The organism is Stenotrophomonas sp. Steno-Z1 (assembly GCF_056393175.1).
Genome location: NZ_JBWJPB010000001.1, coordinates 1107507 through 1130430, shown reverse-complemented (window position 1 = coordinate 1130430; position 22924 = coordinate 1107507). Strand labels below are relative to the sequence as shown.

Genomic DNA, 22924 nt, shown 5'->3' with positions numbered 1-22924 from the left:
AGGCGCGGGCTCTGGGAACGCAAACCCCGATTATGCGCGATCGCCGCGGCGCGGTCGGCTCAGCCGGCGACCTGGGTGCGGCGGGTGTCGGCAGGGGCCGGCAAGGCATCGCCATCGCGGCGCAGGGTGGCCACGCCGTGGCCGCGCTCGGCCAGGTATTCCAGCCATTTGCCGAGGAAGGTATTCATCCGCATGCGGTGGCTGATCAGCTCGGCCGGAGGCGGGTACATCCCCACCACGTCCTGCCAGCGGCGGCCGACGTAGCAATGGGTGGTCTCCGCCTGGCGCGCGTCACGGTACAGGCGCACATAGGCCGACGGGTCCGGCTGCCCGGTGACCGGGTCGGCGAAGTCGTAGGTCAGGCGCAGCTCAACCGTGTAGCGATGGCACTCGATGACATCCAGGCGCACGTCCAGGCCGTCGCCGACCGAGGACACGTAGCTGCCGGGCACCAGCTCGGCCGGCGCGAACAGGCGCACCAGGTGCTGGTAGTTTTCCGCGTACAGCCCCATCAGCCAGCTCAGGCGGCTGAGTCTGGGGATGCGTTCGATGCGGGGGGAAGCCTGGGCCATGGGTCGATCCTACACGTTGATCCTCCAACGTGGGGGCGACCCGGCCCCGGCCAAAGGGCCCGGGCCGAAACGGTTCACCGGCCGGTGGTGGCCGTGGCCCGGCCTCAGTACAGCTCGCGCTGCAGCCCCAGCGTGGTCAACACCTTGCTGGAGATCTCCTCGATCGAGGTGTGGGTGGTGCTCAGGGTAGCGATGCGCTCCATCCGGAACATCGTCTCGGCCGCGGCGACCTCGCGCTTGCAGGTCTCCAGGTTGGCGTAGCGCGAGTTCGGCCGGCGCTCCTGGCGGATCTGCTGCAACCGGTCCGGGTCGATGGTCAGCCCGAACAGCTTCTTGCGGTAGGGCCGCAGCCGCGGCGGCAGGCGGTCGTGCTCCAGGTCCTCGTCGGTGAGCGGGTAATTGGCCGCGCGCACCCCGTAATGCAGCGCCAGGTAGATGCAGGTCGGGGTCTTGCCCGCCCGCGATACCGCCACCAGGATCACGTCGGCATCGTCGTAGTTGATGGCGATGCCGTCATCGTGGGTCAGCGCGAAGTTCATCGCGTTGATGCGCCGGTGGTAGGTCTCGAAGTCGACCATGCCGTGCGCCTGGCCCACCCGGGAGTGCCGGTTGACGGCCAGTTCGCGCTCCAGCGGCTCGATGAAGGGGGCGAACACGTCCAGCATGAGCCCGCCGCTTTCGGCCAGGATCACGCTCAGGCCGCTGTCCACGCAGGAACTGACCACGATCGGCCGGACCTGGTAGCGCTCCCCGGCTGCACGGATCCGTTCACAGGCTTCGCGCGCCTTTTCCGGATCATCGATGAACGACATCCGGTCGGTAATGAAGCTGAACCCGGAGAACTGGGTCAGGAGGCTATGCCCAATGGTTTCAGCGGTGATACCGGTTCCATCGGACACGTAGAACACCGGACGGATCGTCGACATGCGCCTTTTACCCCCTCTGAAGCTTAAAAAGGCCGTCGATACAAGCTTGTGCCGACGGCGGTCTGCCCGGCATCATATCGGCTTCTTCCTACGGACGTGGCCATCCAGCCCGCCTCGGGCGATGGCCAAACGGAGCATCGCGCTTGAACGAGAACATCCTGTGGTTGCACGAACTGCGCCTGGCCGACCTGGCCCGCGTAGGCGGCAAGAATTCGTCGCTTGGCGAAATGATCGGCAATCTTGCCGGTCTGGGGGTGTCTGTCCCCGGCGGGTACGCAACCACCGCTGAAGCCTTCAAGGACTTCATCGCGCACAACGATCTTTCCAAGCGTATTTTCGACAAGCTGGCCACGCTGGACGTGGAGGATGTCGCCGCGCTGACCGCTGCCGGCAAGGAGATCCGCGGCTGGGTCATCGACGCCCCGCTGCAGCCGCAGCTGGACCAGGACATCCGCAACGCCTACCAGCAGCTGTGCGACGAGAACGGCGGCGGCGACGTGGCCGTGGCGGTACGCTCCTCGGCCACCGCCGAAGACCTGCCCGATGCGTCCTTCGCCGGCCAGCAGGAAACCTTCCTCAACGTGACCGGCGCCGACGATGTCGTGCTCAAGGTCAAGGAAGTGTTCGCCTCGCTGTACAACGATCGCGCCATCGCCTACCGCGTCCACCATGGCTTCAAGCACGAGGACGTCTTCCTGTCCTCGGGCGTCCAGCTGATGGTGCGCTCCGGCGTGGGCTCCTCCGGCGTGCTGTTCACCCTGGACACCGAGTCCGGCTTCCGCGACGTGGTGTTTGTCACCTCCTCGTTCGGCCTGGGCGAAATGGTCGTGCAGGGTGCGGTCAACCCGGACGAGTTCTACGTCTACAAGCCCACCCTGAGCGCCGGCAAGCCGGCGATCCTGCGCCGTTCGCTGGGCAGCAAGGCGATCCGCATGGTGTACTCGGACGTGCCCGGCGAGCGCGTGCGCATCGAGGACACCCCGGCCGAGCAGCGCAACGTGTTCTCCATCAGCGACGAGGACGTGCAGGAACTGTCCAAGCAGGCGCTGGTGATCGAAAAGCATTACGGCCGCCCGATGGACATCGAGTGGGCCAAGGATGGCGTGAGCGGCAAGCTGTTCATCGTGCAGGCCCGTCCGGAAACGGTGAAGTCGCGTGGCCATGCCACCCAGATCGAACGTTTCGCGCTGAGCCAGAAGGACGGCAAGGTGCTGGCCGAAGGTCGCGCCGTGGGCGCCAAGATCGGTGCCGGCACCGCGCGCGTGGTCAAGTCGCTCGAGGACATGGCCCGCGTGCAGCCCGGCGACGTGCTGATCGCCGACATGACCGATCCCGATTGGGAGCCGGTGATGAAGCGCGCCTCGGCGATCGTGACCAACCGCGGTGGCCGCACCTGCCACGCGGCGATCATCGCCCGCGAGCTGGGCGTGCCGGCGGTGGTCGGCTCGGGCAACGCCACCCAGCTGATCGAGGATGGCCAGCAGGTGACCGTGAGCTGCGCCGAGGGCGACACCGGCTTCATCTACGACGGCATTCTCGAGTTCGAGCGCACCACCACGGACCTGGGCAACATGCCGCCGGCGCCGCTGAAGATCATGATGAACGTGGCCAACCCGGAACGTGCCTTCGACTTCGGCCAGCTGCCGAACGCCGGCATCGGCCTGGCCCGCCTGGAAATGATCATCGCCAGCCACATCGGCATCCACCCCAACGCCCTGCTCGAGTACGACCGGCAGGACGCGGCGACCAAGAAAAAGATCGACGAGAAGATCGCCGGTTACGCCGATCCGGTCAGCTTCTACGTCGGCCGGCTGGCCGAGGGCATCGCCACCCTGACCGCGTCGGTCGCCCCGAACCCGGTGATCGTGCGCCTGTCGGACTTCAAGTCCAACGAGTACGCCAACCTGATCGGCGGCAGCAGCTACGAGCCGCACGAAGAGAACCCGATGATCGGCTTCCGCGGCGCCAGCCGTTACGTGGACCCGAGCTTCTCGGCCGCCTTCGCACTGGAATGCAAGGCCGTGCTGCGCGTGCGCAACGAGATGGGCCTGGACAACCTGTGGGTCATGATCCCGTTCGTGCGCACCCTGGAAGAGGGCCGCAAGGTCGTCGAGGTGCTGGAGCAGAACGGCCTGAAGCAGGGCGAGAACGGCCTGAAGATCATCATGATGTGCGAAGTGCCGTCCAACGCACTGCTCGCCGATGAGTTCCTGGAGATCTTCGACGGCTTCTCGATCGGTTCCAACGACCTGACCCAGCTCACCCTGGGCCTGGACCGCGATTCCTCGATCGTCGCGCACCTGTTCGACGAGCGGAACCCGGCGGTGAAGAAGCTGCTGTCGATGGCGATCAAGTCCGCACGCGCCAAGGGCAAGTACGTGGGCATCTGCGGCCAGGGCCCGTCCGATCACCCGGACCTGGCCGAATGGTTGATGCAGGAAGGCATCGAGTCGGTGTCGCTGAACCCGGACACCGTGGTCGACACCTGGCTGCGCCTGGCCAAGCTGAAGGCCAACAGCTGATACGGCTCGCAGGTTGACGAACAAAACCCCGCGCAAGCGGGGTTTTGTTTTTGGGCGTAGAGCCGACCGCTCGTCGGCTGCTCCAAGAAATGTATCGGTTCCGTCCGATACCACGACGTCGGGCCGAAGCGCAGCTGACCAACGGTCAGCGCTACGAACGAATGCGGCCCCCGTAGAGCCGACCGTTGGTCGGCTGCAAAACCGTAGAGCCGACCGTTGGTCGGCTGCCCCACCCACATCCCCACGCCCTGAATGGACATCGCCTGATTTTTTCCGCGTCAGGCCAGCCACATCCTGATGGCATGTCCAGCCCACGCCTCCATCATGGCCGCCACTCCAGCGTAGGCAACATCTATGCACTGACGAGCGTCGTCCATTCCCGTGTCCCTCACTTTCGGCAGCCTTGTCTGGCACAGCACGTGGCGCAGGTAATGCAGGCGCTGGCGCAGAAACAGACGGTCCGCAACTTCGCCTGGGTGGTGATGCCGGACCATGTGCATTGGCTGATGCAGCTCCGACACGGCTCCCTCGGTGGCTGCATGCAGCGGTTCAAGTCGCGCAGCAGCCTGCTGGTGAATCGGCAATTGAACCGCAGCGGGCCTCTCTGGCAGGCGGGCTACTTTGACCACACGCTGCGAAACGACGAAGACCTGCGCCATCAGGCGGCCTACATCCTCGCCAACCCGGTCCGTGCCGGCTTGGCACATGCAATCGGACACTATCCATTCGCGTGGTGTCGATGGCCCATCGACGACCTACCACCCGCAACGCCCCGTCCCCCGTAGAGCCGACCGTTGGTCGGCTGCGTGTTGGTCGGCTGCCCCACGCAGCGCGGCGGATCCTTCCGATACCGCGACGTCGGATCGAAGAGCTGCTGACCAACGGTCAGCTCTACGTCGTCGGACCCTGCCGATATCGCGACGAACGCAGCACCCCGTAGAGCCGACCGTTGGTCGGCTGCGGCACCGTAGACCGTTGGACGGCTGCCCCACGCGGCGCGGCGGATCCTTCCGATACCGCGACGTCGGGTCGGAGGGCAGCTGACCAACGGTCAGCTCTACGTCGGACCCTGCCGATATCGCGACGAACGCAGCACCCGTAGAGCCGACCGTTGGTCGGCTGCGGCACCGTGGACCGTTGCTCGGCTGCCGTACGCAGCGCGGCGGATCCTTCCGATACCGCGACGTCGGATCGAAGAGCAGCTGACCAACGGTCAGCTCTACGGCGGACCCTGCCGATATCGCGACGAACGCAGCACCCGTAGAGCCGACCGTTGGTCGGCTGCGTGTTGGTCGGCTGCCCCACGCAACGCGGTGGATCCTTCCGATGCCGCGACGTCGGATCGAAGGGCAGCTGACCAACGGTCAGCTCTACGTCGGATCCTGCCGATATCGCGGCGAACGCAGCACCCGTAGAGCCGACCGTTGGTCGGCTGCCGCACTGTTGGTCGGCTGCCGCACGCAACGCGGCGGATCCTTCCGATACCGCGATGTCGGGTCGGAGGGCAGCTGACCAACGGTCAGCTCTACGCCGTCGGACCCTGCCGATATCACAACGAACGCAGCACCCGTACAGCCGACCGTTGGTCGGCTGCCCCACGCAACGCGGCGGATCCTTCCGATACCGCGATGTCGGGTCGGAGGGCAGCTGACCAACGGTCAGCTCTACGTCGGACTCTTCCGATATCGCGACGAACGCAGCACCCGTAGAGCCGACCGTTGGTCGGCTGCCGCACGCAGTGCGGCGGATCCTTCCGATATCGCGACGTCGGATCGGAGAGCAGCTGACCAACGGTCAGCTCTACGCGCGCTGCGTTGCTTGATCGTCGGTCTTGCCAGTCGCCGTCAGGCGTCGGCGGTTTCGGCGACCGGGTAATCGGTGAATCCTTCGGCGCCGCCACCGAAGAAGGTGGCCTTGTCCGGCGCGTTCAGCGGCAGGCCGTGCTGCAACCGTGCCGGCAGGTCCGGGTTGGCGATGAACGGGCGCCCGAAGGCGATCAGGTCGGCCCAGCCTTTGGCGAGCGCTTCCTCGGCGCGTTCGACGGTGTACTTGCCGGCGTAGATCAGCGTGCCGCGGTAGACCATGCGCAGGGCCTCCTTGAACGCCACCGGCATCACCGGGGCATCGTCCCAGTCGGCTTCGGCGATGTGCAGATAGCCGACGCCGATGCTGTCGAGCACGTGCGCGGCGGCCAGGTAGGTGGCCTGGGGCGTGTCATCCACCGCGCCCTGCAGCGTGGTCAACGGCGCCAGACGCACGCCCACGCGCTCGGCACCGATCGCCGCTGCCACCGCCTCCACCACCTCGCGCAGGAAGCGCAGCCGGTTCTGCAGCGACCCACCATAGCCGTCGGTGCGCTGGTTGGCCTGCGAGTCGATGAACTGGTTGATCAGGTAGCCGTTGGCGCCGTGCAGCTCAATGCCGTCGAAGCCGGCCTCGATCGCGTTGCGGGCGGCTTGGGCGTAGTCATTCACGATGCCGGGAATTTCATCGATCGCCAGCGCGCGCGGCATGGAGTGCTGCACCATGTCGCCGACGCCGCCCTGCGGGCCCCTGCCTTGCGGATCGACGAATACCTTGACCCCCTCGGCCAACAGCGCCGACGAGGACACCGGCGCCGCGCCGCCCGGCTGCAATGCGGTGTGCGAGACGCGCCCTACGTGCCAGAGCTGGGCCACGATACGCCCGCCGGCGGCATGCACCGCATCGGTGACGCCGCGCCAGCCGGCGATCTGCGCCTCGTCGTGGATGCCGGGCGTCCAGGCATAGCCCTGGCCCTGCTGGCTGATCTGGGTGCCTTCGCTGACGATCAGGCCCGCGGACGCGCGCTGTGCGTAGTACTCGGCCATCAGGGGCGTGGCGACATTGCCATCGGCCGCGCGCGAGCGGGTCATCGGCGGCATCACGATACGGTTGGGCAGCGTCAGCGCGCCCATGCGGTAGGGGGTGAACAACATGGAAGGTATCCTTCGGAACAGGTCTGCCCGAAGGATGGGGGCGCACGTGGCGACGCAACAGCGTCGGCGCGGCAAAACAGTTGTGACGCCAGCGCAACGATCCCCGGCCTGGCCGCTGCACGCCGCTACAAGCCGCTGCACGCCGCCGGTAGCGCTCAGCCGCGCTGGTCGGCCAGCATCGTGTACGCCGCACGCACCGTTTCATAGCCGTAGCTGCGCTCCAGCCGGCGCACGATGAAGTGGCCCCGCGCCATGTCCTGGTAGTAGTCGGTGAACATCGTATTGAGCGTGGCCCCGGTGACCGCGCCGATGATCGGCACCGCCTGCGCGGCGAACTTCTCGGTGACCACCACGCCAAACCGCGCGGCCACCTTCTCCACGATCTTGGCCAGCCACTTGCCGGCTTCCTTCGGCGTCAGCCCGATCATCACCCCGCCCCCGCCGGCGGCGCGCCCGGCCAGCTCGGCCGACAGGTGCCGCATCACCTCGGCGGTGAAGCCACGGGTGATGTAGTACCCGGTTTCGCTGGCGTCGTCGCTGCCGGCATTGCCGCCCAGCGCGAACACTTCCAGACAGGCATGCCGGGTGCTCAGCTCACGCAGGTCGAAGCCCTCGCTGCGGGCGACGTCCGCCACCGAGCGCATCATGATCGTGGTCGAGACCGGCAGTTCGATGAACAGCGAGGTGAACCCGAATGCCCCACCCACCGCGCCGCTGGTCGCCGCAGCCAGCTTGTGCCAGCGCGTGGAGGCCGCCTTGCCGGGGGTGTTGTCCATGCTCCACAGCGCCGCCTGCGCGGACTTGAACAGCGCCGCCTCGACCGCGCCGTGGATGCGCCTGGACACCACGGCGGGCAACTTCTTCACCGCGAACTCCAGCGGCGAACCGATCAGGTTGGCCATCTTGGCGGTGAGCGTGGGCGACTCCAGCAGCGCGACGGCGCGCTGCAGGTCGGCCCAGTCCTGCGAGGTCGGCAGGATCTGCGTTTCCAGCGGGGGTGGCGTGCTGCGGGTGATGGCGTTCATGGCCCGGATCATAGCCCCGGCCGGTTGAACGGCGTGTGCGTGCCCGCCGGCGGCCGGCGCAGGGTCGGTCAGCCCGGCAGCCCCGACAGCGCGCCCATGAACTGGCGGTAGTGGCGCAGCTCCTCGATGGAATCGTGCACGTCGCTCAGCGCGGTGTGGCTGGCGGTCTTGCCCACCCCGGCGGCCACGCCGGGTGCCCAGCGCCTGGCCAGTTCCTTCACCGTGGACACGTCCAGGTTGCGGTAGTGGAAGTACTTCTCCAGGCGCGGCATCTCGCGGTGCAGGAAGCGGCGGTCCTGGCAGATCGAGTTGCCGCACATCGGCGAGGCGCCGGCCTTGATCCACTGCGCCAGGAAGTTCACCGTCTGCGCCTCGGCTTGGCCCAGCGTCACCGTGCTCTCGACCACGCGCTGCCACAGGCCGGAACGGCGATGCTGGGTGCGATTCCACTCGTCCATCGCCTCCAGCCGTTCGACCGGATGGTGGATGGCGAACTCGGGGCCTTCGGCGAGCACGTTCAACTGCGCATCGGTGACCACGGTGGCGATCTCGATGATCGCGTCGTTGTCGGTATCCAGACCGGTCATTTCCAGGTCGATCCAGATCAATCGTTCGCCTTCTGCGCCGTTGTCAGCCATGTCTACGCCTTGTGCAAGGGACGGCGCCGCGGGCGCCGACCGGGATGAGTAGGGTCGACATGATACCGCCCCGACGTCACCCGGCCGCTGCGACGGTGCTATTCCAGCAGCAGCGGCGGCTTGCCGCGCTTGGCGCGGAAATAATTGGTCAGCCGCGTGCTGGCATCCTTGGCCAATACCCCGCCATGGATCTCCACGCGATGGTTGTGGCGCGGATCGCCCAGCAGGTCGAACACGCTGCCGCAGGCACCGGTCTTGGGATCGCTGGCCGCGTAGACCACGCGCGCCACGCGGGCATGCACGACGGCCATGGCGCACATCGCGCAGGGCTCCAGGGTCACGTACAGCGTGCTGCCGAGCAGCCGATGGTTGCCGACGGCCCTGCCCGCCTGCCGCATCGCCACGATCTCGGCATGCGCGCTGGGATCGTGGTCGGCGATGTTGAGGTTCCAGCCCTCGCCCAGCACCTGACCGTCGGCCCCCACCAGCAGGGCACCCACCGGGATCTCGTTGAACTCGCGCTCGGCGCGCTCGGCCAGCGCCAGCGCATGCCGCATCCAGTGCTCGTCCCGGTCGTGGACCGGCACGCCCAGCGGCGGCGGGCTGGCTACAGACTCAACCATGGCCGTCGGCCTTGCGGACGAATGCCTCGAACGCGGCCAGGGTGGCCTCGCTCACATGGTGCTCGATGCCCTCGGCGTCGCGACGCGCCGAGTCGGCGTCCACGCCCAGCGCCAGCAGGAAGCGCTCCACGGTCTGGTGGCGGGCACGCATTTCCACCGCCAGCGCCTCCCCGGCCTGAGTCAGGAACACCCCCCGATATGGCCGCTGCACCGCCCAGCCCTCCTTCACCAGGCGCTTGAGCGCCTTGGCCACGGTCGGCTGCGCCACCCCGAGGCGGGTGGCGATATCCACCTGGCGGGCCTCGCGGCCGTCGGCGATCAGATCGGCGATCAGCTCCACGTAGTCTTCCACCAGTTCCGAGCGGCGCGCTTCGCGCACCTGCACGAACCCCTCCACGTGGACCTGGGCATCGATCAGCGGGGGGGTCTTGCGCACGGATGAAGGCATTGGAACTCCAGCGGGCGGCCGGCGATGGCGAGGGCCGCAAGGGCGCCAGTTTAACGCACCCCGCCAGCCGTCAACGCCCCCGGGCCCGGCCCCGCGTCGGCCGGCCGGGCATCGGCGCTCAGCGCACCCGACGCTGCAGCGCGGTTTCCAGCACCACCTCGCCGTCGAGGTTGCGCGCCACCAGCGCGCCGCCGTGGGCACGGGCGAACTCGCTGGCGATGAACAACCCAAGGCCCAGTCCACGGCTGTCGTGGAAACTGGCCTTGAACGGCTCGAACAGCCGTGGCAGGAGTTCATCGGGGATCCTGCCGGCGTTGCGTACGGCCAGATGCAAGGGCCCATTGGCGACACCGCGCAACTGCACATGCACCGGCGCATCGCCCCCGTGCAGTACCGCATTGCCGACCAGGTTGGACAGCAGCTGGGCCAACCGGTCCGGGTCGCCCTGCAGGCAGGTGTCGCCGTCCATCTGCAGCTCGATCCGCGCCTGCGGATGCGCCCGTGCGATCTCGGCCACCACCGTGGCGGCGACCTCGCCTACGTCGCAGTCGTCGTGATGCAGGCGCAGTCCGCCGGTGCGGATCTTGGAGAAGTCCAGCAACTGTTCCACCATCCGCGCCATGCGCTGGGCGCTGCTTTCAAGATGGCCGAGGGTGCGCTGCACGGCCGGGTCGGCCGGCAGGTCCAGGGCAAGTTTGTCGGCGCACAGCAGGATCGAGGCCAGCGGCGTGCGCAGGTCGTGGGTGAGCACCGCCATCATGGTTTCGTTGAGGTTGAGCGCGCGCTCCAGGGCCTGGTTGCGCGTCTTCAACAATTGCTTCTGCTGGTACAGCTCGATGAAGACGTTGACCTTGCTGGTAATCACCTGCGGCTCGATCGGCTTGTGCAGGAAATCCACCGCGCCGCTCTCATAGCCCTTGAACGCGCGCACCGGGTCGTTCGGCGAGGCGGTCAGGAAGATGATCGGCACGTCGCGGCTGCGCTGCGAGCCGCGCATCAGCTCGGCCAGCGAGAAGCCGTCGATCTCGGGCATGTGCACGTCCAGCAGCGCCAACGCCACTTCGTGTTGCAGCAGCAGCTCAAGGGCCTCGGCGCCGGACGCGGCGCACAGGATGTTCAACCCGTCACGGCGCAGCAGCGCCTCCATCGCCACCAGGTTCTGCGGCACGTCATCGACGATCAGCAGGTTCACGCACTCGTCGGCGGTCGCCCCGGCGGGGTCGATCAGGTTCATCGTTCAAGGCCTTTCATGTGCACGCACAGGGAGGAAAGCGGAAGCACCGCATCGGCACCGGCGTAAGCCAGGGCGGAGGCAGGCATCAAGGAGGAATAGGCATCGTCGGGCGACTGGATCCAGGCCTGCCCGCCGGCCTGCCGGACCGCGGCGACCCCTTCGCTGCCATCGCTGCTGGCGCCGGTGAGCAGGATCGCCAGCACGCCGGCGCCGAACACCTCGGCTGCGCTTTCAAACAGCGGGTCGATCGCCGGGCGCGAATACAGCACCGGGGGGTCGATGGACAATGCGAGGGTATGCCGGTCCTCGACCAGCAGGTGGTAATCCGGTGGCGCGAAGGTGACCGTGCCATCCTGCAGCGGCTGCTTGTCCTCGGCTTCGCGCACCGGCAGTGGGCAGCGCAGGTCGAGCAGGTCGGCGATGCGGCTGGGACGGTCGCGCGGCAGGTGCAGCACCACCAGGATCGGCATGGCCAGCCCGGGCGGCACGGCTGCCAGCAGCGCCTGCAGGGCACTGACCCCACCGGCCGATGCGCCGATCACGATCAGCTCGAATCGACGGCGATCCGGCGCGGTATCCATCAGGCGACCTTCCGGTAGAGGCGCTGTTCGCGTGCGCAGGCTTCGAAGGCGCTCGCATGGTCGCCGAACTGCAGCGATTCCTTGCTGCCCAGGCCGAGGAACCCCCGGTGCACCAGGGCCTCGTGGAACAGGCCGATGGCGCGGTCCTGCAGGGCGCGCTGGAAGTAGATCAGCACGTTGCGGCAGGACACCAGGTGGACCTCGGAGAACACCGTATCGGTGGCCAGGCTGTGGTCGGCGAAGACGATATTGCGTTTCAGGCGGCGATCGAACACCACGCTGCCGTAGCCGCTGCTGTAGTAGTCCGACAACGAGCCGGTGCCGCCAGCGGCGATGTAGTTGCGGCTGAACTGCGCCATGCGGTCCAGCGCGAACGCGCCGGATTCGGCCGCCTGCAATGCCTCCGGGTTGATGTCGGTGGCATAGATGATGGCGCGGTCCAGCAAGCCCTCCTCCTGCAGCACGATCGCCAGCGACCACACCTCCTCACCGGTACTGCACCCGGCGATCCACAGCTTGATCGACGGATAGGTGCGCAGCACCGGCATGGCGTGCTCGCGCAGCACCTTGAAATAGCCCGGGTCACGGAACATCTCCGAGACCTGCACGGTGAAATACTGCATGGCCTGGGCGAAGGTGTCCGGCTCGTGCAGCAGCCGGTGCTGCAGCTCGCCCATGGTGGCGCAGTCGAAGCGCGCCATGGCGTGGCGCATGCGCCGCCGCAGCGAGGCCATCGCGTAATCACGGAAATCGTAGTGGTAACGCTGGTACACCGCCTCCAGCAGCAGGCGCAGTTCCAGGTCGTATAGCTCGGTGTCGTTCATCGACGCGAGCACCACACACGGCACAGCGAGACCAGCTTGTCCACGTCGATGGGCTTGGCGATGTAGTCGTTGGCACCGGCCTGCAGGCAGTGTTCGCGGTCGTCGGGCATGGCCTTGGCCGTCAACGCGATGATCGGCAGGTCGCGCCAGCGGTTGTCGGCGCGGATCTCGCGCATGGCGGTCAGCCCGTCCATCTCCGGCATCATGATGTCCATCAGCACCAGGTCGATCTCCGGGCGCAGCTTGTCCAGCGCCTCGCGGCCGTTGCGTGCGATCTCCAGGGTGACCCCCAGCGGCTCGAGCACGCTGGACAGGGCGAAGATGTTGCGCACGTCGTCCTCGGCCAGCAGCACCGTGCGCCCATCCAGCACCGCATCGCGGCGGCGCGCTTCGCGCAGCAGGCGCTGCTGGTCGCTGGGCAGGGACGCCTCCACGCTGTGCAGGAACAGGGTCACCTCGTCGAGCAGGCGCTCGGGCGAGCGCGCGCCCTTGATGATGATGCTCTTGGAATAGCGGCGCAGGCGCTGTTCTTCGTCGCGGGTCAGCGCGCGCCCGGTGTAGACGATCACCGGCGGGAACGCCACGGCGTCGTTGCCGGCCATGCGTTCGAGCAGGTCATAACCGGTGCCGTCGGGCAGGGTCAGGTCGGTGACCATGCAGTCGAAGGTGGACCCGGCCAGCGCGTCCATCGCCTCGGCGATGGTGCCCACGCCGGTGATTTCGAGCTGGTCGCGGCCCAGCAGCAACTGCAGGTTCGTGCGCAGCTCGCTGTCGTCCTCGACGATCAACAGGCGGCGCACGTCGCGCTGGCTGGTGGCCTCCAGTTGCTGGATGGCCCCGACCAGGCGCTCACGGGTGGCCGGCTTGATCACGTAGCCGATCGCGCCCAGTTCCATCGCCACCTGCGAGCGCTCCAGCCCGGACACCACGTGCACCGGGATATGCCGCGTGGCCGGATCGCGCTTGAGCCGTTCCAGCACGCTCAGCCCGGACACGTCGGGCAGGCCGATGTCGAGCAGGATGCCGTTCGGGCGCAGTTCGACGGCCAGGCCCAGCGCCTCCTCGGCAGTCCCGGCGACCACGCAGTCGAAGTCCAGCTCGTGCGCCATCGCCACCAATGCCTCGGCAAACGAAACGTCGTCCTCCACCACCAGGATCATCCGCCCGGCGCGGCTGCGCTGGCCGCGGTCGTCGGCCACCCGCTGCAGGGCAGGCGCCGCGACCGCCGCAACCGGTGCCTGGCCGTGCGCGCGGCCGCCGTTGAACGGCACCGCCGGCGCCAAGGGGGCCGGGCGCACGTCCGGCGCGGGGCTGGGCGGCGGTGCGGCGCCGCCATGGGCCAGCAGCGGCAGCTCGAGGATGAAGCAGCTGCCGCGCCCCGGCTCGCTGGACACGCTGATGCCGCCGCCCATGCGCAGGGCCAGGTCGCGCGAGATCGACAGGCCCAGGCCCGTGCCGCCGTACCGCCGGCGCGTACTGCCGTCGGCCTGGCGGAAGGCCTCGAAGATCACCGCGGTCTGTTCCTCGGCGATGCCGATGCCGGTATCGCTGACCACGAACTGCACCCGCCCTGCCCCGGCGCTGCGCACCTTGAGCGACACGCTGCCGTGCTCGGTGAACTTGACCGCATTGGCCAACAGGTTCTTCAGGATCTGCTGCAGGCGCTGGCTGTCGGCGACCAGGTGCGCGGGCGCGTCGGCCTCGCGACCGATCTCCAGCTGCAGGCCCTTCTGCGCGGCCATCGGCTCGAAGGTGTCCTTCAGGCGCTGCAGCACGCTCGCCACGGCAAGGTCCTCTTCCACCAGTTCGACGTGGCCGGCCTCGATCCGCGACAGGTCCAGGATGTCGTTGATCAGGGCCAGCAGGTCGTTGTTGGACGAATGGATGGCCTGGGCGTACTTGACCTGCTCGGCGGTAAGGGTCCCGTCCTTGTTGTCGGCCAGCAGCTTGGCCAGGATCAGCGCGCTGTTGAGCGGGGTGCGCAGCTCGTGCGACATGTTGGCCAGGAATTCGGACTTGTAGCGCGAACTGGCTTCCAGCTCGTTGCTGTTCTGCACCAGTTGCGCCTGCGCCAGCAGCAGCGCCTGCTGCCGCGCTTCCAGTTCATGGGTGCGCTCTTCAAGCTGGACATTGATCTGTTCCAGCTCGGCCTGCTGCTGTTCCAGGTTGGCCTGGGAGTGCAGCAGGCTGCGGCTCTGTTCCTCCAGTTCCTCGTTGGCCACGCGCAGCTCTTCCTGCTGGGTCTGCAGCTCCTCGCTCTGGCGCTGGGTTTCCTCCAGCAACTCCACCAGTTGGGCACGCATCAGCGCCGCACGCATCGCCACGCCGATCGGTTCGGCGCACTGCAGCAGCAGGTCCAGCTCCAGCGCGCGCGCCGGCGACACCCCGGCACGCCCGAGTTCGACCACGCCCATCACCACCCCATCGGCCGTGATCGGGCCCAGCAGGCGCTGGCGCACCACGCTGCGGCCCAGCGGCGTATCGATGTCCAGCGGCGACTGGTCATCCTCCAGCCGGCGCGGCACGCCTGCGCGCAGTACCTCACCCCACTGCCCGGCGGCGGCAGGCAAGGTCTCGGACAGCTGGGCCGGCAGCGCGGCCCCGCCCACCAGCACCAGGCGATCGCCCTGCAGGCGGTACAGCGCACCCACTTCGGCCCCGAGCTGGGCACACAACGCACGCATCGCCGCGTCGGCCAGCACCCGCGGCTCCGGGTCGCCACGCAGGCTCACCGTGACCGCGTTTTCGCCCTCCTGCAGCCACAGCGCGTCGGCCGCCACGCGGCGCGACTGGATCGCCTTCATCACCGTCAGCGCCATCAGGATGAAGGACACCCCGCCGATGCTGCGGTTGACGAACGAGAACGCCGAATTGGTGCTGGACGGGGCCACGTTGTAGCCCACCATCAGCAGCACGCACGAGGCCAGCGCCACCAGCATCGGCACCGCCAGGCGTCGCTGGAACAGGGTGACCCCGACCGCCATGAAATAGGTCAGCCACACCGCATAGCCCAGCGGGACCACCATCTCCAGGCACAGCGTGAGCGCCATCAGGGCGGCAGAGACGGCCCATATCCAGCGGTCGCGAGCGGTCGGCGCAGCATTCATGCGGAATTCCAGCTCAAAAGGGGGCCGATGGTACCTGAACCCAAAAAGCAGTGTTATCCGCCATTGGTCAGCCCCTTTCGCCCCTCTTTACACGTTCTTCACACCATCGCCCCTACGGTTCGGCCCCTTATAGGGGAGTGCATTACCGTCGTGGCCGAGGTCGTATCCAGCGTGGCGCCGCTTGTCGATGAAAGCCGGCAGTTGAAGCTGTTGATGGACCATGTCTCCGACCATGCGATCTACCTGCTCGACCCGGACGGCCGCATCTGCAGCTGGAACCGCGGCGGCGAGCGGGTCAACGGCTACACGGCCGAGGAAGTCATCGGCCAGCACGTCTCGATCTTCTACAGCCCCGAAGAACAGCGCCAGGGCCTGCCGCAGCAGACCTTGGACCGCGCGCGCGACCAGGGCCGGCTGGTCGGCGAAGGCTGGCGCGTGCGCCGCAACGGCGAGCGCTTCCGGGCCAGCGTGGTGATCGAGGCGGTTCGCGAACACGGCGCGCTGCTGGGTTTCGTCAAGGTCACCCAGGACATCACCGAACGCTACCAGGCCCAATGCCTGCTGCAGGACGCCCAGCGTGCGCGCCAGCACCTGCAGCGTTTCGAGGGCGTGGGCCGGCTGACCCGGGGCCTGGCGCATGAATTCAACAACCTGCTTACCACCGTGGGCAATGCCCTGGACCTGATCGCCCTGCGCCCGGGCGCCGATGCGCGTACGCTGGACCTGATCGAGCTGGCGCAGGCCGCCGCCGACCGCGGCTCGTTGCTCACCCGGCAGCTGTTGGCCTTCTCCGCCGACCAGACCCTGGTACGCGAGCCGGTCAGCGTGCCGCAGCTGCTGGACGAAGCGCTGCCCTCGCTGCAGCGGGTCTGCCCGCAGACTGTGCGGATGCGGGTGGAACTGCCGCCGGAGCTACCGCCGATCGCCACCGATGGCGTACAGTTGCACAGCGCCGTGCTCAACCTGGTGCTCAACAGCTGCGAGGCGATGCCGCAAGGCGGCACGGTGACCATCACCGCCTGTCTCGAACAGCGCCTCGCCCCGGACGCGGCCCAGCCTACCCTCCGTCGCTATGTCGCCATCACGGTGACCGACGAAGGCGCCGGCATGCCGCCGGACGTTGCCGAGCGTGCCAGCGAGCCCTTTTTCACCACCAAGGAAATCGGCAAGGGCAGCGGTCTGGGCCTGAGCCAGGTGTTCGGCTTCGTCTCGCAGTGCGATGGCTTTGTCGATGTACAGACCGCGCCGGGGCGCGGCACCACTGTCCGTTTGTTGTTACCCGCCATAGAGGAAGTCGAACATGCCTGAGCCCCTCCGCGTATTGATGGTCGAAGACCAGCAGGATCTGCGTGAACTCATTGGCCAGGCGCTGCAGGATTTCGGTATCGAGATCCATACCGCCGATGACGGCCCGACCGCGGTGCAGCTGCTGCGCGAACCGGGTGGCTTCGACGTGGTGTTCAGCGATATCAGCATGCCCAACGGGATGAGCGGGGTGGAACTCAGCGCCCACGTCGCCGAAGCCCTGCCGCAGGCACGGATGATCCTGGCGTCCGGCTACGCGCGCTCGCAGCTGCCGCCGCTGCCGGCGCACGTGGAGTTCCTGCCCAAGCCGTATCGGCTGCGCCAGCTGGTGGCGCTGCTGCAGGCCCCGGCCCCGGCGCTCTGACCCATGCATGGGCTGTCCCCGCTTCCGGTCATCGCCACCGGTCACTACCGGCATTTCAAGGGCGGCAACTATGAAGTGCTCGGGGTGGTCCGCCACAGCGAGACCCTCGAGCCGCTGGTGCTCTATCGCCCCCTGGACAGTGACGTCGGTGTGTGGGTGCGCCCCTACGCCATGTTCTGTGAGCAGGTGAACGTGGACGGTGTGATGCGCCCGCGATTTGCGCGGGTTGACGGTAGCCACTGACCTCGATCATCGCTACCCTGCCGGGCACCGCGGGCGAGTGCCCGCATCGACTGCAGGACGCAACGTGATGACGATGGTGAGTGTGGTGTGGGCCGTGCTGGCAGCCGTGATCGGCCTGGTGTGGCTGGTTGTCCCGTTCGTGATCTTTGGCATCAAGGACCTGCTGCGCGACCTCCTCGCCGAGCAGAAAAAGACCAACGAACTGCTTGCGCACGGGCCGCGCCCGGCGTTGCCCGACACGCCTGCCCCGCCACCGGTGCTGATGGCTCGCCGCTATCCCTGAAGCGGGCGGCTCAACCGGGCAGGATGCTCAATGCACGAATCCGCTGCGCGGTCTGCTGCAGCGCCGATGACGGTGCCGCCTCGGCGGCGATGCGCGCGGCCTGTTCGGCCACCGCATCGAGGGCGGCACGGAGGGTCTGCGGCGACCGGTCTTCGCCGGGAGCCTGGCGTTCGTCCAGTTCCAGCTGCGCCCCCACCCAGGCGGCCAGCACCTCGAAACAGCGCACGCTGACCGCATCCAGCTGCGACGGCTGCGGGTCAAGCGCGCACATCGTGCCAAACAGGCTGCCATCACGGCGGAACATCGGCACCGACAGGTAGCTTTCGAACCCGTACGGGGCCGGTGTCGGGTGGCCGGAGAACACCGGATGCAGGCTGGCCTGGTCGAACTGCACGGACTGCTGGTGCTGGCGGATTTCGTCGCAGAGGGTGGTTTCCAGCACCAGGTCCTGGCCCGGCGCCAGCCCGAACCCGAGCAGGTCGTGCACCGCACAGGCCGTCCAGCGCTCGGCAGTCACCCGCGCCACCTCCACCAACCGCATTCCGGTCATCCGGCTGGCCATGCCCAGCAATGCCGGGACCGCCGGCAATGCCAGCAACGCGGCGACATCGGCCAGCCGCGGGTCGCGCGATGCGTGCAGCGCAGCCTCCGGTCGGCTGGCCCATGCCTCATCGTCCGGGTTCTCCAGTGCCGCGATGCGCGACGCCAGGACCTCGGCCGTGACCCGGTCGAACAGCGCGCGCACCGCTGCCGACAACTCGCGGCCGTTGCGGATGTCTCCCACGAAGTGAATGCCCTGCCCGACCAGGCGCAAGTGCTCCACCCCATGGTCAAGGCGTAGCGAGGGCCAGGCCAGCCGGTCCAACACCCGCATCCACGCCCCGGTCGGAACGGCGTCCAGCAATGCGCTCACGATCACCCGCCCCGTTGCGGGCCCGTCACGCAGGCCCGGCAGGTCGACGCCGATGACGCTGGGAAAATCAGTGCCTGTGTACATCGTGGTCCTGGGTGGCGTGACGGCGTGGCGCGGCGACGCGCGTACCTGTCGTGTCGCGCCGGATGGCGACCACTGTCGCACCAATGCGCGAGACAGCACGTGATCGCGCGCCCACGCGGGCGCGGCGCACCACAGCGTCCTACGCCGTCAGTCCCTGGATACGCCGTTTTGCTGCGCCGCAACAGTACAATGCCCCGTTCCCTGATCCAACGCCGTCGCATGAGCCCCTCCCACGCCCCCTTGGCTTCGCGCCTGTCTTCGCGCGAGCGCACCTTCATCCTGCTGGCCCTGTCGCTGGGCGGTTTTGCCATCGGCACGAGCGAGTTCGCCAGCATGGGGCTGATGCTGGAAATCAGCCGCGGCCTGTCGATCAGCGAAACCCAGGTTGGCCACCTGATCAGCGCCTATGCGATCGGCGTGGTCGTCGGCGCACCGGTGCTGGCCTTCGCCGGCGCCGGTTACGCGCGCCGCAGCCTGCTGCTGGCGCTGATGGGCTTCTACGCGGTGGGCAACCTGGCCAGTGCGCTGGCCCCCAACTACAGCACCATGCTGCTGGCACGCTTCGTCGCCGGCCTGCCGCACGGTGCCTACTTTGGCGTGGCGATGCTGGTGGCCGCGGCGATCAGCCCGCCGGCGCAGCGTGGCGCGGCCATGTCCAAGGTCCTGCTCGGCCTGTCGGTGGCGATCCTGGTCGGCAACCCCCTCACCACGTGGCTGGGCCAGCAGCTCAGCTGGCGTACCGCGTTCGCCCTGGTCAGCGTGCTGGCCATCGCCACCGTGGCGATGATCGCCCGCTACCTGTTGCCGGATCCGGACGAGGTGCGCACCTCGCCGATGCGCGAACTGCGTGCCTTCAACCGCCCCCAGGTGTGGCTGGCGCTGGCGATCGGCTCGGTCGGCTTCGCCGGCATGTTCTGCGTGTTCACCTACCTGGCCCCGACCCTGGTCCAGGTGACCGGCCTGGCTGAATCCTGGATGCCACTGGCCGTGGGCATCTTCGGCATCGGCGCGATCATAGGCAACGTCGCCGGCGGCTGGCTGGTGGATCGCTTCCACTTCCGTGCCGCCGCCGTGGTGCTGGTATGGTCCATCGTGGTGCTGCTGGCCTACCCGCTGGCGGCGCAGTCGGTGTGGAGCCTGTTCCCGATGATCATCGCCGTCGGCACCATGGGCGCGCTGGCGGCCGTGTTGCAGACCCGTCTGATGGACGTGGCCGGCGAAGCGCAGACCCTGGCGGCGGCATCCAACCACGCTGCCTTCAACACCGCCAACGCGCTGGGGCCGTGGCTGGGTGGCATGGCGATCGGCGCCGGCTTCAGCCCGGCCACCACCGGTTACGTCGGTGCGGCCACCGCGCTGGGCGGCCTGCTGCTGTGGGGCGTGGCGGTGCTGGTGGGCCGGCAGGCGCGGACTCGACCGGCCGCCTGCGAATCCTGAGGCAGCCAACGCGTCGGGTTTTTCCTATCATGGCCGGCTGACCCACCATCGCGCTGCCCAGCAGCGTCGACCGCCGCCTGGAAACTCCCGATGACGCACCACTGGACCCCTTCGCACTGGGGCCGCCGCTTCACGCGTACGCCGTACTGGCAACTGCGACGGGTGGGGGCGCAGATCGAGCTGCACATCGACGATCGCGTGCTACCCGTGCCGATCACCGCCCCGCCGTCGCTGCAGGTGCGGCGCGGCCTGGTGTGGACCGGCCTGGTGCTGTTTCCCGGCCAACCCGATGCAGTGCGCCTGGACGGGCTGCCCAACCGGCAGGCCCGCAGCCTTCGCCAGGCGCTGGGGGAGCTCGAGCAGGCCCGGGCGCAGGATCAACGCCTGCTCGATGCCGAGGCCGCGCTCCTGGCGATACGCGCCTGGCTGGCGCAGGCCGACGCCGCGCTCGACCAGGCCGACGCCGACGGGCACTGGTTCACCTCCGAGCAGCAACGCGCACTGTTGCAGCAGCGCCCGACGCTGCCACTGGACGAGGATGCGCTGTGGGCGGTGTTCGACGACCCGGACCTGCGTGCCCAGCTGCCGGGGAAGGCCTCGCGGATCGAAACCGAGCTGCTCCGCCATGCGCAGGACTGGACGGCCCTGTGGGACGCACGCAACGCCGCCCACCTGCAGCGCGAACTGCTGCACAGCCGCGACCTGCTCGACCGCGTCGAGCGGCAACCGCTCACCGACGAACAACGGCACGCGGTGCTCTGCTTCGACAACCGCGTGCAGGTCGTGGCCGCGGCCGGCTCCGGCAAGACGTCCACGATGGTGGCCAAGGCTGCCTATGCGATCGACCGCGGCCTGGTCGCGCCCGACCACATCGTCCTGCTCGCGTTCAACCGCGAGGCGGCCGCCGAACTGCAACAGCGCACCGACGCAGCGCTGCAGCGCCTCGGCATGCAGGGCGTGCAGGTGCAGGCCAGAACCTTCCACGCGCTGGGCCGGCAGATCATCGGCAAGGCCACGGGGTGCCTGCCGGACGTGCCGGACTGGGCAGTCGATGCCAGCCTGGGCTTCCACAGGCTGGCCGAGCTGATCGACGTCCTCAAGGACCGATCGCATGCCTTCCGCACCCAGTGGGACATGTTCCGGCTGGTGTTCGGGCGTGATCTGCCGACCGCGGGTGAGCCCGCCCCGGCCGATGGCTGGGAAGCCGACGGCAGGCACTACCTGCACACGCTCAACGGCGAGCGGGTCCCCGACATCGACACCTGCGTGATCGCCGACTGGCTGTTCTACACCGGCGTGGCGTACGCCTACGAGCGCCCGGGACATCTGGACCCGTCCACCGACACCTATAGCCAGCCGCCCGCGATGTTCCGCTACCCGGGCACCGGTCTGCAGCACGTGCACCTCGCCAGCGGCGAGGAGGAGCCCGCGTCCGGAGCCGGCCAGCCGCCACGGCACGCCGCCGGCCTGCTCCACACCTGCGCCCGGCAGCTGCGCAGCGGCGCCCTGTTCGACATCCTGGGCGAGGCGCTCTCGGCGCACGGCATCGTGCTGGACCCCAACCCGGACCGCGAACTGCCCGAAGGCGGTGCGCGGCCGATGCCCGATGCCGAACTGATCGCCCTGGTGCGCACCTTCATCAGCCACGCCAAGAGCAATGCGCTCTCTACCGAGGACATGGCCGCGCGCCTGCAGGCCCTGCCCGAGGATCGGTTCAAGCACCGCTATCGGTTGTTCCTGCAGCTGGCGGCGCCGATCCTGCAGGCTTGGGACGACGCGCTGGCAGCCGAGCATGCGATCGATTTCGAGGACATGCTCAACCAGGCCGCCGAGCACGTCGAGCAGGGGCGCTACGTGCCGCCCTACACGCTGGTCATGGCCGATGAATTCCAGGATGCCTCCCGGGCGCGGGCGCGCCTGTGCCGGGCCCTGGTCCAGGCCCCGGGTCGGTACCTGTTCGCGGTGGGCGATGACTGGCAGTCGATCAACCGCTTCGCCGGTGCCGATGTCTCGGTGATGACCGGCTTTGCCGACTACTTCGGCCACGGCCAGGTACTGAAGCTGGAGCAGACCTTCCGCTGCCCGCAGGCGCTGTGCGATGTTTCCAGCGCGTTCGTGTCGCGCAACCCCGCGCAGATCCGCAAGCGCGTGCAATCGCGCGCGCCGCAACAGGGCGCGGCACTGCGCGCCTTCCAGGTGGGCTCGCGCGACCAGCTGCGCGATGCGGTGGCGCAGTATCTGACGCAGTTGCAGCAGCAGTTGGATAGCGGCGCAGCGGCACCGGGGCGCGACGGCAGGCTGCGGGTGTTCGTGCTGGGCCGCTACAACGCCGACCGTGCCTACGTGCCCACCGACTGGAAGGCGCGGCATGGCCACTGCATGGAGGTGACCTTCCTCACCGCACACCGCGCCAAGGGCGCCGAGGCCGACTACGTCATCCTGCCCGGCCTGCTCGACCGCAGCTTCCCCAGTACGCGTGCCGATGACCCGGTGCTGTCACTGGCGATGCCGCATAGCGATGCCTATCCCCTCGGCGAAGAGCGTCGACTGTTCTATGTAGCCCTTACCCGCGCGCGGCGCTCGGTGGCCATGTTCAGCGTACGCGGACGGCGCTCGCCGTTCCTGGCCGAACTGGTCCGGGCCGGTGCGGTCACGGTGACGTCGCTGGACGGGCACGCTGTCAGCGACACGCCCTGCCCCGCCTGCGGGGTCGGTGTGATCGTGCCCCGCACGGGCAGGTACGGGGCGTTCGAGTCCTGCTCGAGTTACCCGCGCTGCGAGTACAAGCCAGGGAAAGTGCCCGGGCTGATGCCTACACGCACCACGGCACGGGCTTGA

At 68.3% G+C, this 22924-nt stretch carries 20 protein-coding genes; 8 read left to right on the top strand and 12 right to left on the bottom strand.

The annotated features are described in order from the left end of the window. Window positions 1-59: 59 nt before the first annotated feature. Entirely contained in the window at window positions 60-572 is a 513-nt protein-coding gene (locus AC06FD_RS04910; protein ID WP_259202983.1) for a DUF1249 domain-containing protein, read from the bottom strand. A 104-nt stretch (window positions 573-676) separates the two neighbouring features. After that, window positions 677-1498 carry a posphoenolpyruvate synthetase regulatory kinase/phosphorylase PpsR gene (gene ppsR, locus AC06FD_RS04905; RefSeq protein WP_259202984.1) on the bottom strand — a complete coding sequence of 274 codons (822 nt, stop codon included), beginning with the start codon at window positions 1496-1498 and terminating at the stop codon, window positions 677-679. 143 nt (window positions 1499-1641) lie between these two features. On the opposite strand from ppsR, the gene ppsA reads away from it, so the two are divergent. Together ppsA and AC06FD_RS04895 are read left to right on the top strand one after the other, a co-directional pair. Beyond that, complete coding sequence (gene ppsA, locus AC06FD_RS04900) at window positions 1642-4020, top strand: phosphoenolpyruvate synthase (protein ID WP_478077127.1); 2379 nt, start codon at window positions 1642-1644, stop codon at window positions 4018-4020. 302 nt (window positions 4021-4322) lie between these two features. Next, complete coding sequence (locus AC06FD_RS04895; protein ID WP_478077126.1) at window positions 4323-4805, top strand: REP-associated tyrosine transposase; 483 nt, start codon at window positions 4323-4325, stop codon at window positions 4803-4805. A gap of 1059 nt (window positions 4806-5864) precedes the next feature. On the opposite strand, the gene AC06FD_RS04890 is transcribed toward AC06FD_RS04895, so the two are convergent. From AC06FD_RS04890 to AC06FD_RS04850, 9 genes are all read right to left on the bottom strand, one after another. Beyond that, a complete protein-coding gene (locus AC06FD_RS04890; protein ID WP_478077125.1) occupies window positions 5865-6977 on the bottom strand; it encodes an alkene reductase in 1113 nt (370 codons plus the stop codon). Window positions 6978-7132: 155 nt separating this feature from the next. Continuing rightward, complete coding sequence (locus AC06FD_RS04885) at window positions 7133-8002, bottom strand: EcsC family protein (RefSeq protein WP_478046941.1); 870 nt, start codon at window positions 8000-8002, stop codon at window positions 7133-7135. Window positions 8003-8070: 68 nt separating this feature from the next. Further along, on the bottom strand, window positions 8071-8640 hold the full coding sequence (orn, locus tag AC06FD_RS04880; RefSeq protein WP_259202991.1) for an oligoribonuclease: 570 nt from the start codon (window positions 8638-8640) through the stop codon (window positions 8071-8073). A 98-nt stretch (window positions 8641-8738) separates the two neighbouring features. Next, window positions 8739-9263, bottom strand: a complete 525-nt coding sequence (gene tadA, locus AC06FD_RS04875) for a tRNA adenosine(34) deaminase TadA (RefSeq protein WP_259202992.1) — start codon at window positions 9261-9263, stop codon at window positions 8739-8741. Next, window positions 9256-9711, bottom strand: coding sequence for a manganese-binding transcriptional regulator MntR (gene mntR / locus AC06FD_RS04870; protein WP_478077124.1), 456 nt, complete (start codon window positions 9709-9711; stop codon window positions 9256-9258). Before mntR ends, tadA begins: the two co-directional genes overlap by 8 nt. Before the next feature lie 118 nt (window positions 9712-9829). Beyond that, window positions 9830-10945 carry a hybrid sensor histidine kinase/response regulator gene (locus tag AC06FD_RS04865; RefSeq protein ID WP_478077123.1) on the bottom strand — a complete coding sequence of 372 codons (1116 nt, stop codon included), beginning with the start codon at window positions 10943-10945 and terminating at the stop codon, window positions 9830-9832. Further along, window positions 10942-11526 (bottom strand): chemotaxis protein CheB, encoded by a 585-nt coding sequence (locus AC06FD_RS04860; protein ID WP_478077122.1) that lies wholly within the window; start codon window positions 11524-11526, stop codon window positions 10942-10944. The genes AC06FD_RS04865 and AC06FD_RS04860 overlap by 4 nt, the downstream gene beginning before the upstream one ends. Then, window positions 11526-12374, bottom strand: a complete 849-nt coding sequence (locus AC06FD_RS04855; protein ID WP_259202996.1) for a CheR family methyltransferase — start codon at window positions 12372-12374, stop codon at window positions 11526-11528. Before AC06FD_RS04855 ends, AC06FD_RS04860 begins: the two co-directional genes overlap by 1 nt. Then, window positions 12347-15457, bottom strand: coding sequence for a response regulator (locus AC06FD_RS04850; protein WP_478077121.1), 3111 nt, complete (start codon window positions 15455-15457; stop codon window positions 12347-12349). The genes AC06FD_RS04855 and AC06FD_RS04850 overlap by 28 nt, the downstream gene beginning before the upstream one ends. A gap of 150 nt (window positions 15458-15607) precedes the next feature. On the opposite strand from AC06FD_RS04850, the gene AC06FD_RS04845 reads away from it, so the two are divergent. The 4 genes from AC06FD_RS04845 to AC06FD_RS04830 all read left to right on the top strand — a co-directional run bounded on the left by AC06FD_RS04845 (window position 15608) and on the right by AC06FD_RS04830 (window position 17652). Then, window positions 15608-16765 (top strand): two-component system sensor histidine kinase NtrB, encoded by a 1158-nt coding sequence (locus AC06FD_RS04845; RefSeq protein WP_259202998.1) that lies wholly within the window; start codon window positions 15608-15610, stop codon window positions 16763-16765. Next, entirely contained in the window at window positions 16758-17126 is a 369-nt protein-coding gene (locus AC06FD_RS04840) for a response regulator (protein ID WP_259202999.1), read from the top strand. Before AC06FD_RS04845 ends, AC06FD_RS04840 begins: the two co-directional genes overlap by 8 nt. Before the next feature lie 3 nt (window positions 17127-17129). After that, window positions 17130-17369 carry a DUF1653 domain-containing protein gene (locus tag AC06FD_RS04835; protein WP_394163558.1) on the top strand — a complete coding sequence of 80 codons (240 nt, stop codon included), beginning with the start codon at window positions 17130-17132 and terminating at the stop codon, window positions 17367-17369. A 64-nt stretch (window positions 17370-17433) separates the two neighbouring features. Continuing rightward, complete coding sequence (locus AC06FD_RS04830; protein ID WP_394163556.1) at window positions 17434-17652, top strand: hypothetical protein; 219 nt, start codon at window positions 17434-17436, stop codon at window positions 17650-17652. A gap of 10 nt (window positions 17653-17662) precedes the next feature. Here AC06FD_RS04830 and AC06FD_RS04825 read toward each other — a convergent pair whose 3' ends face one another. Then, a complete protein-coding gene (locus AC06FD_RS04825) occupies window positions 17663-18649 on the bottom strand; it encodes a GAF domain-containing protein (protein ID WP_478077120.1) in 987 nt (328 codons plus the stop codon). Window positions 18650-18868: 219 nt separating this feature from the next. Here AC06FD_RS04825 and AC06FD_RS04820 point away from each other — a divergent pair, with 219 nt between their 5' ends. Then, entirely contained in the window at window positions 18869-20086 is a 1218-nt protein-coding gene (locus AC06FD_RS04820) for an MFS transporter (protein ID WP_259203003.1), read from the top strand. Between the two features lie 90 nt (window positions 20087-20176). Beyond that, window positions 20177-22924 carry a UvrD-helicase domain-containing protein gene (locus AC06FD_RS04815; RefSeq protein ID WP_478077118.1) on the top strand — a complete coding sequence of 916 codons (2748 nt, stop codon included), beginning with the start codon at window positions 20177-20179 and terminating at the stop codon, window positions 22922-22924.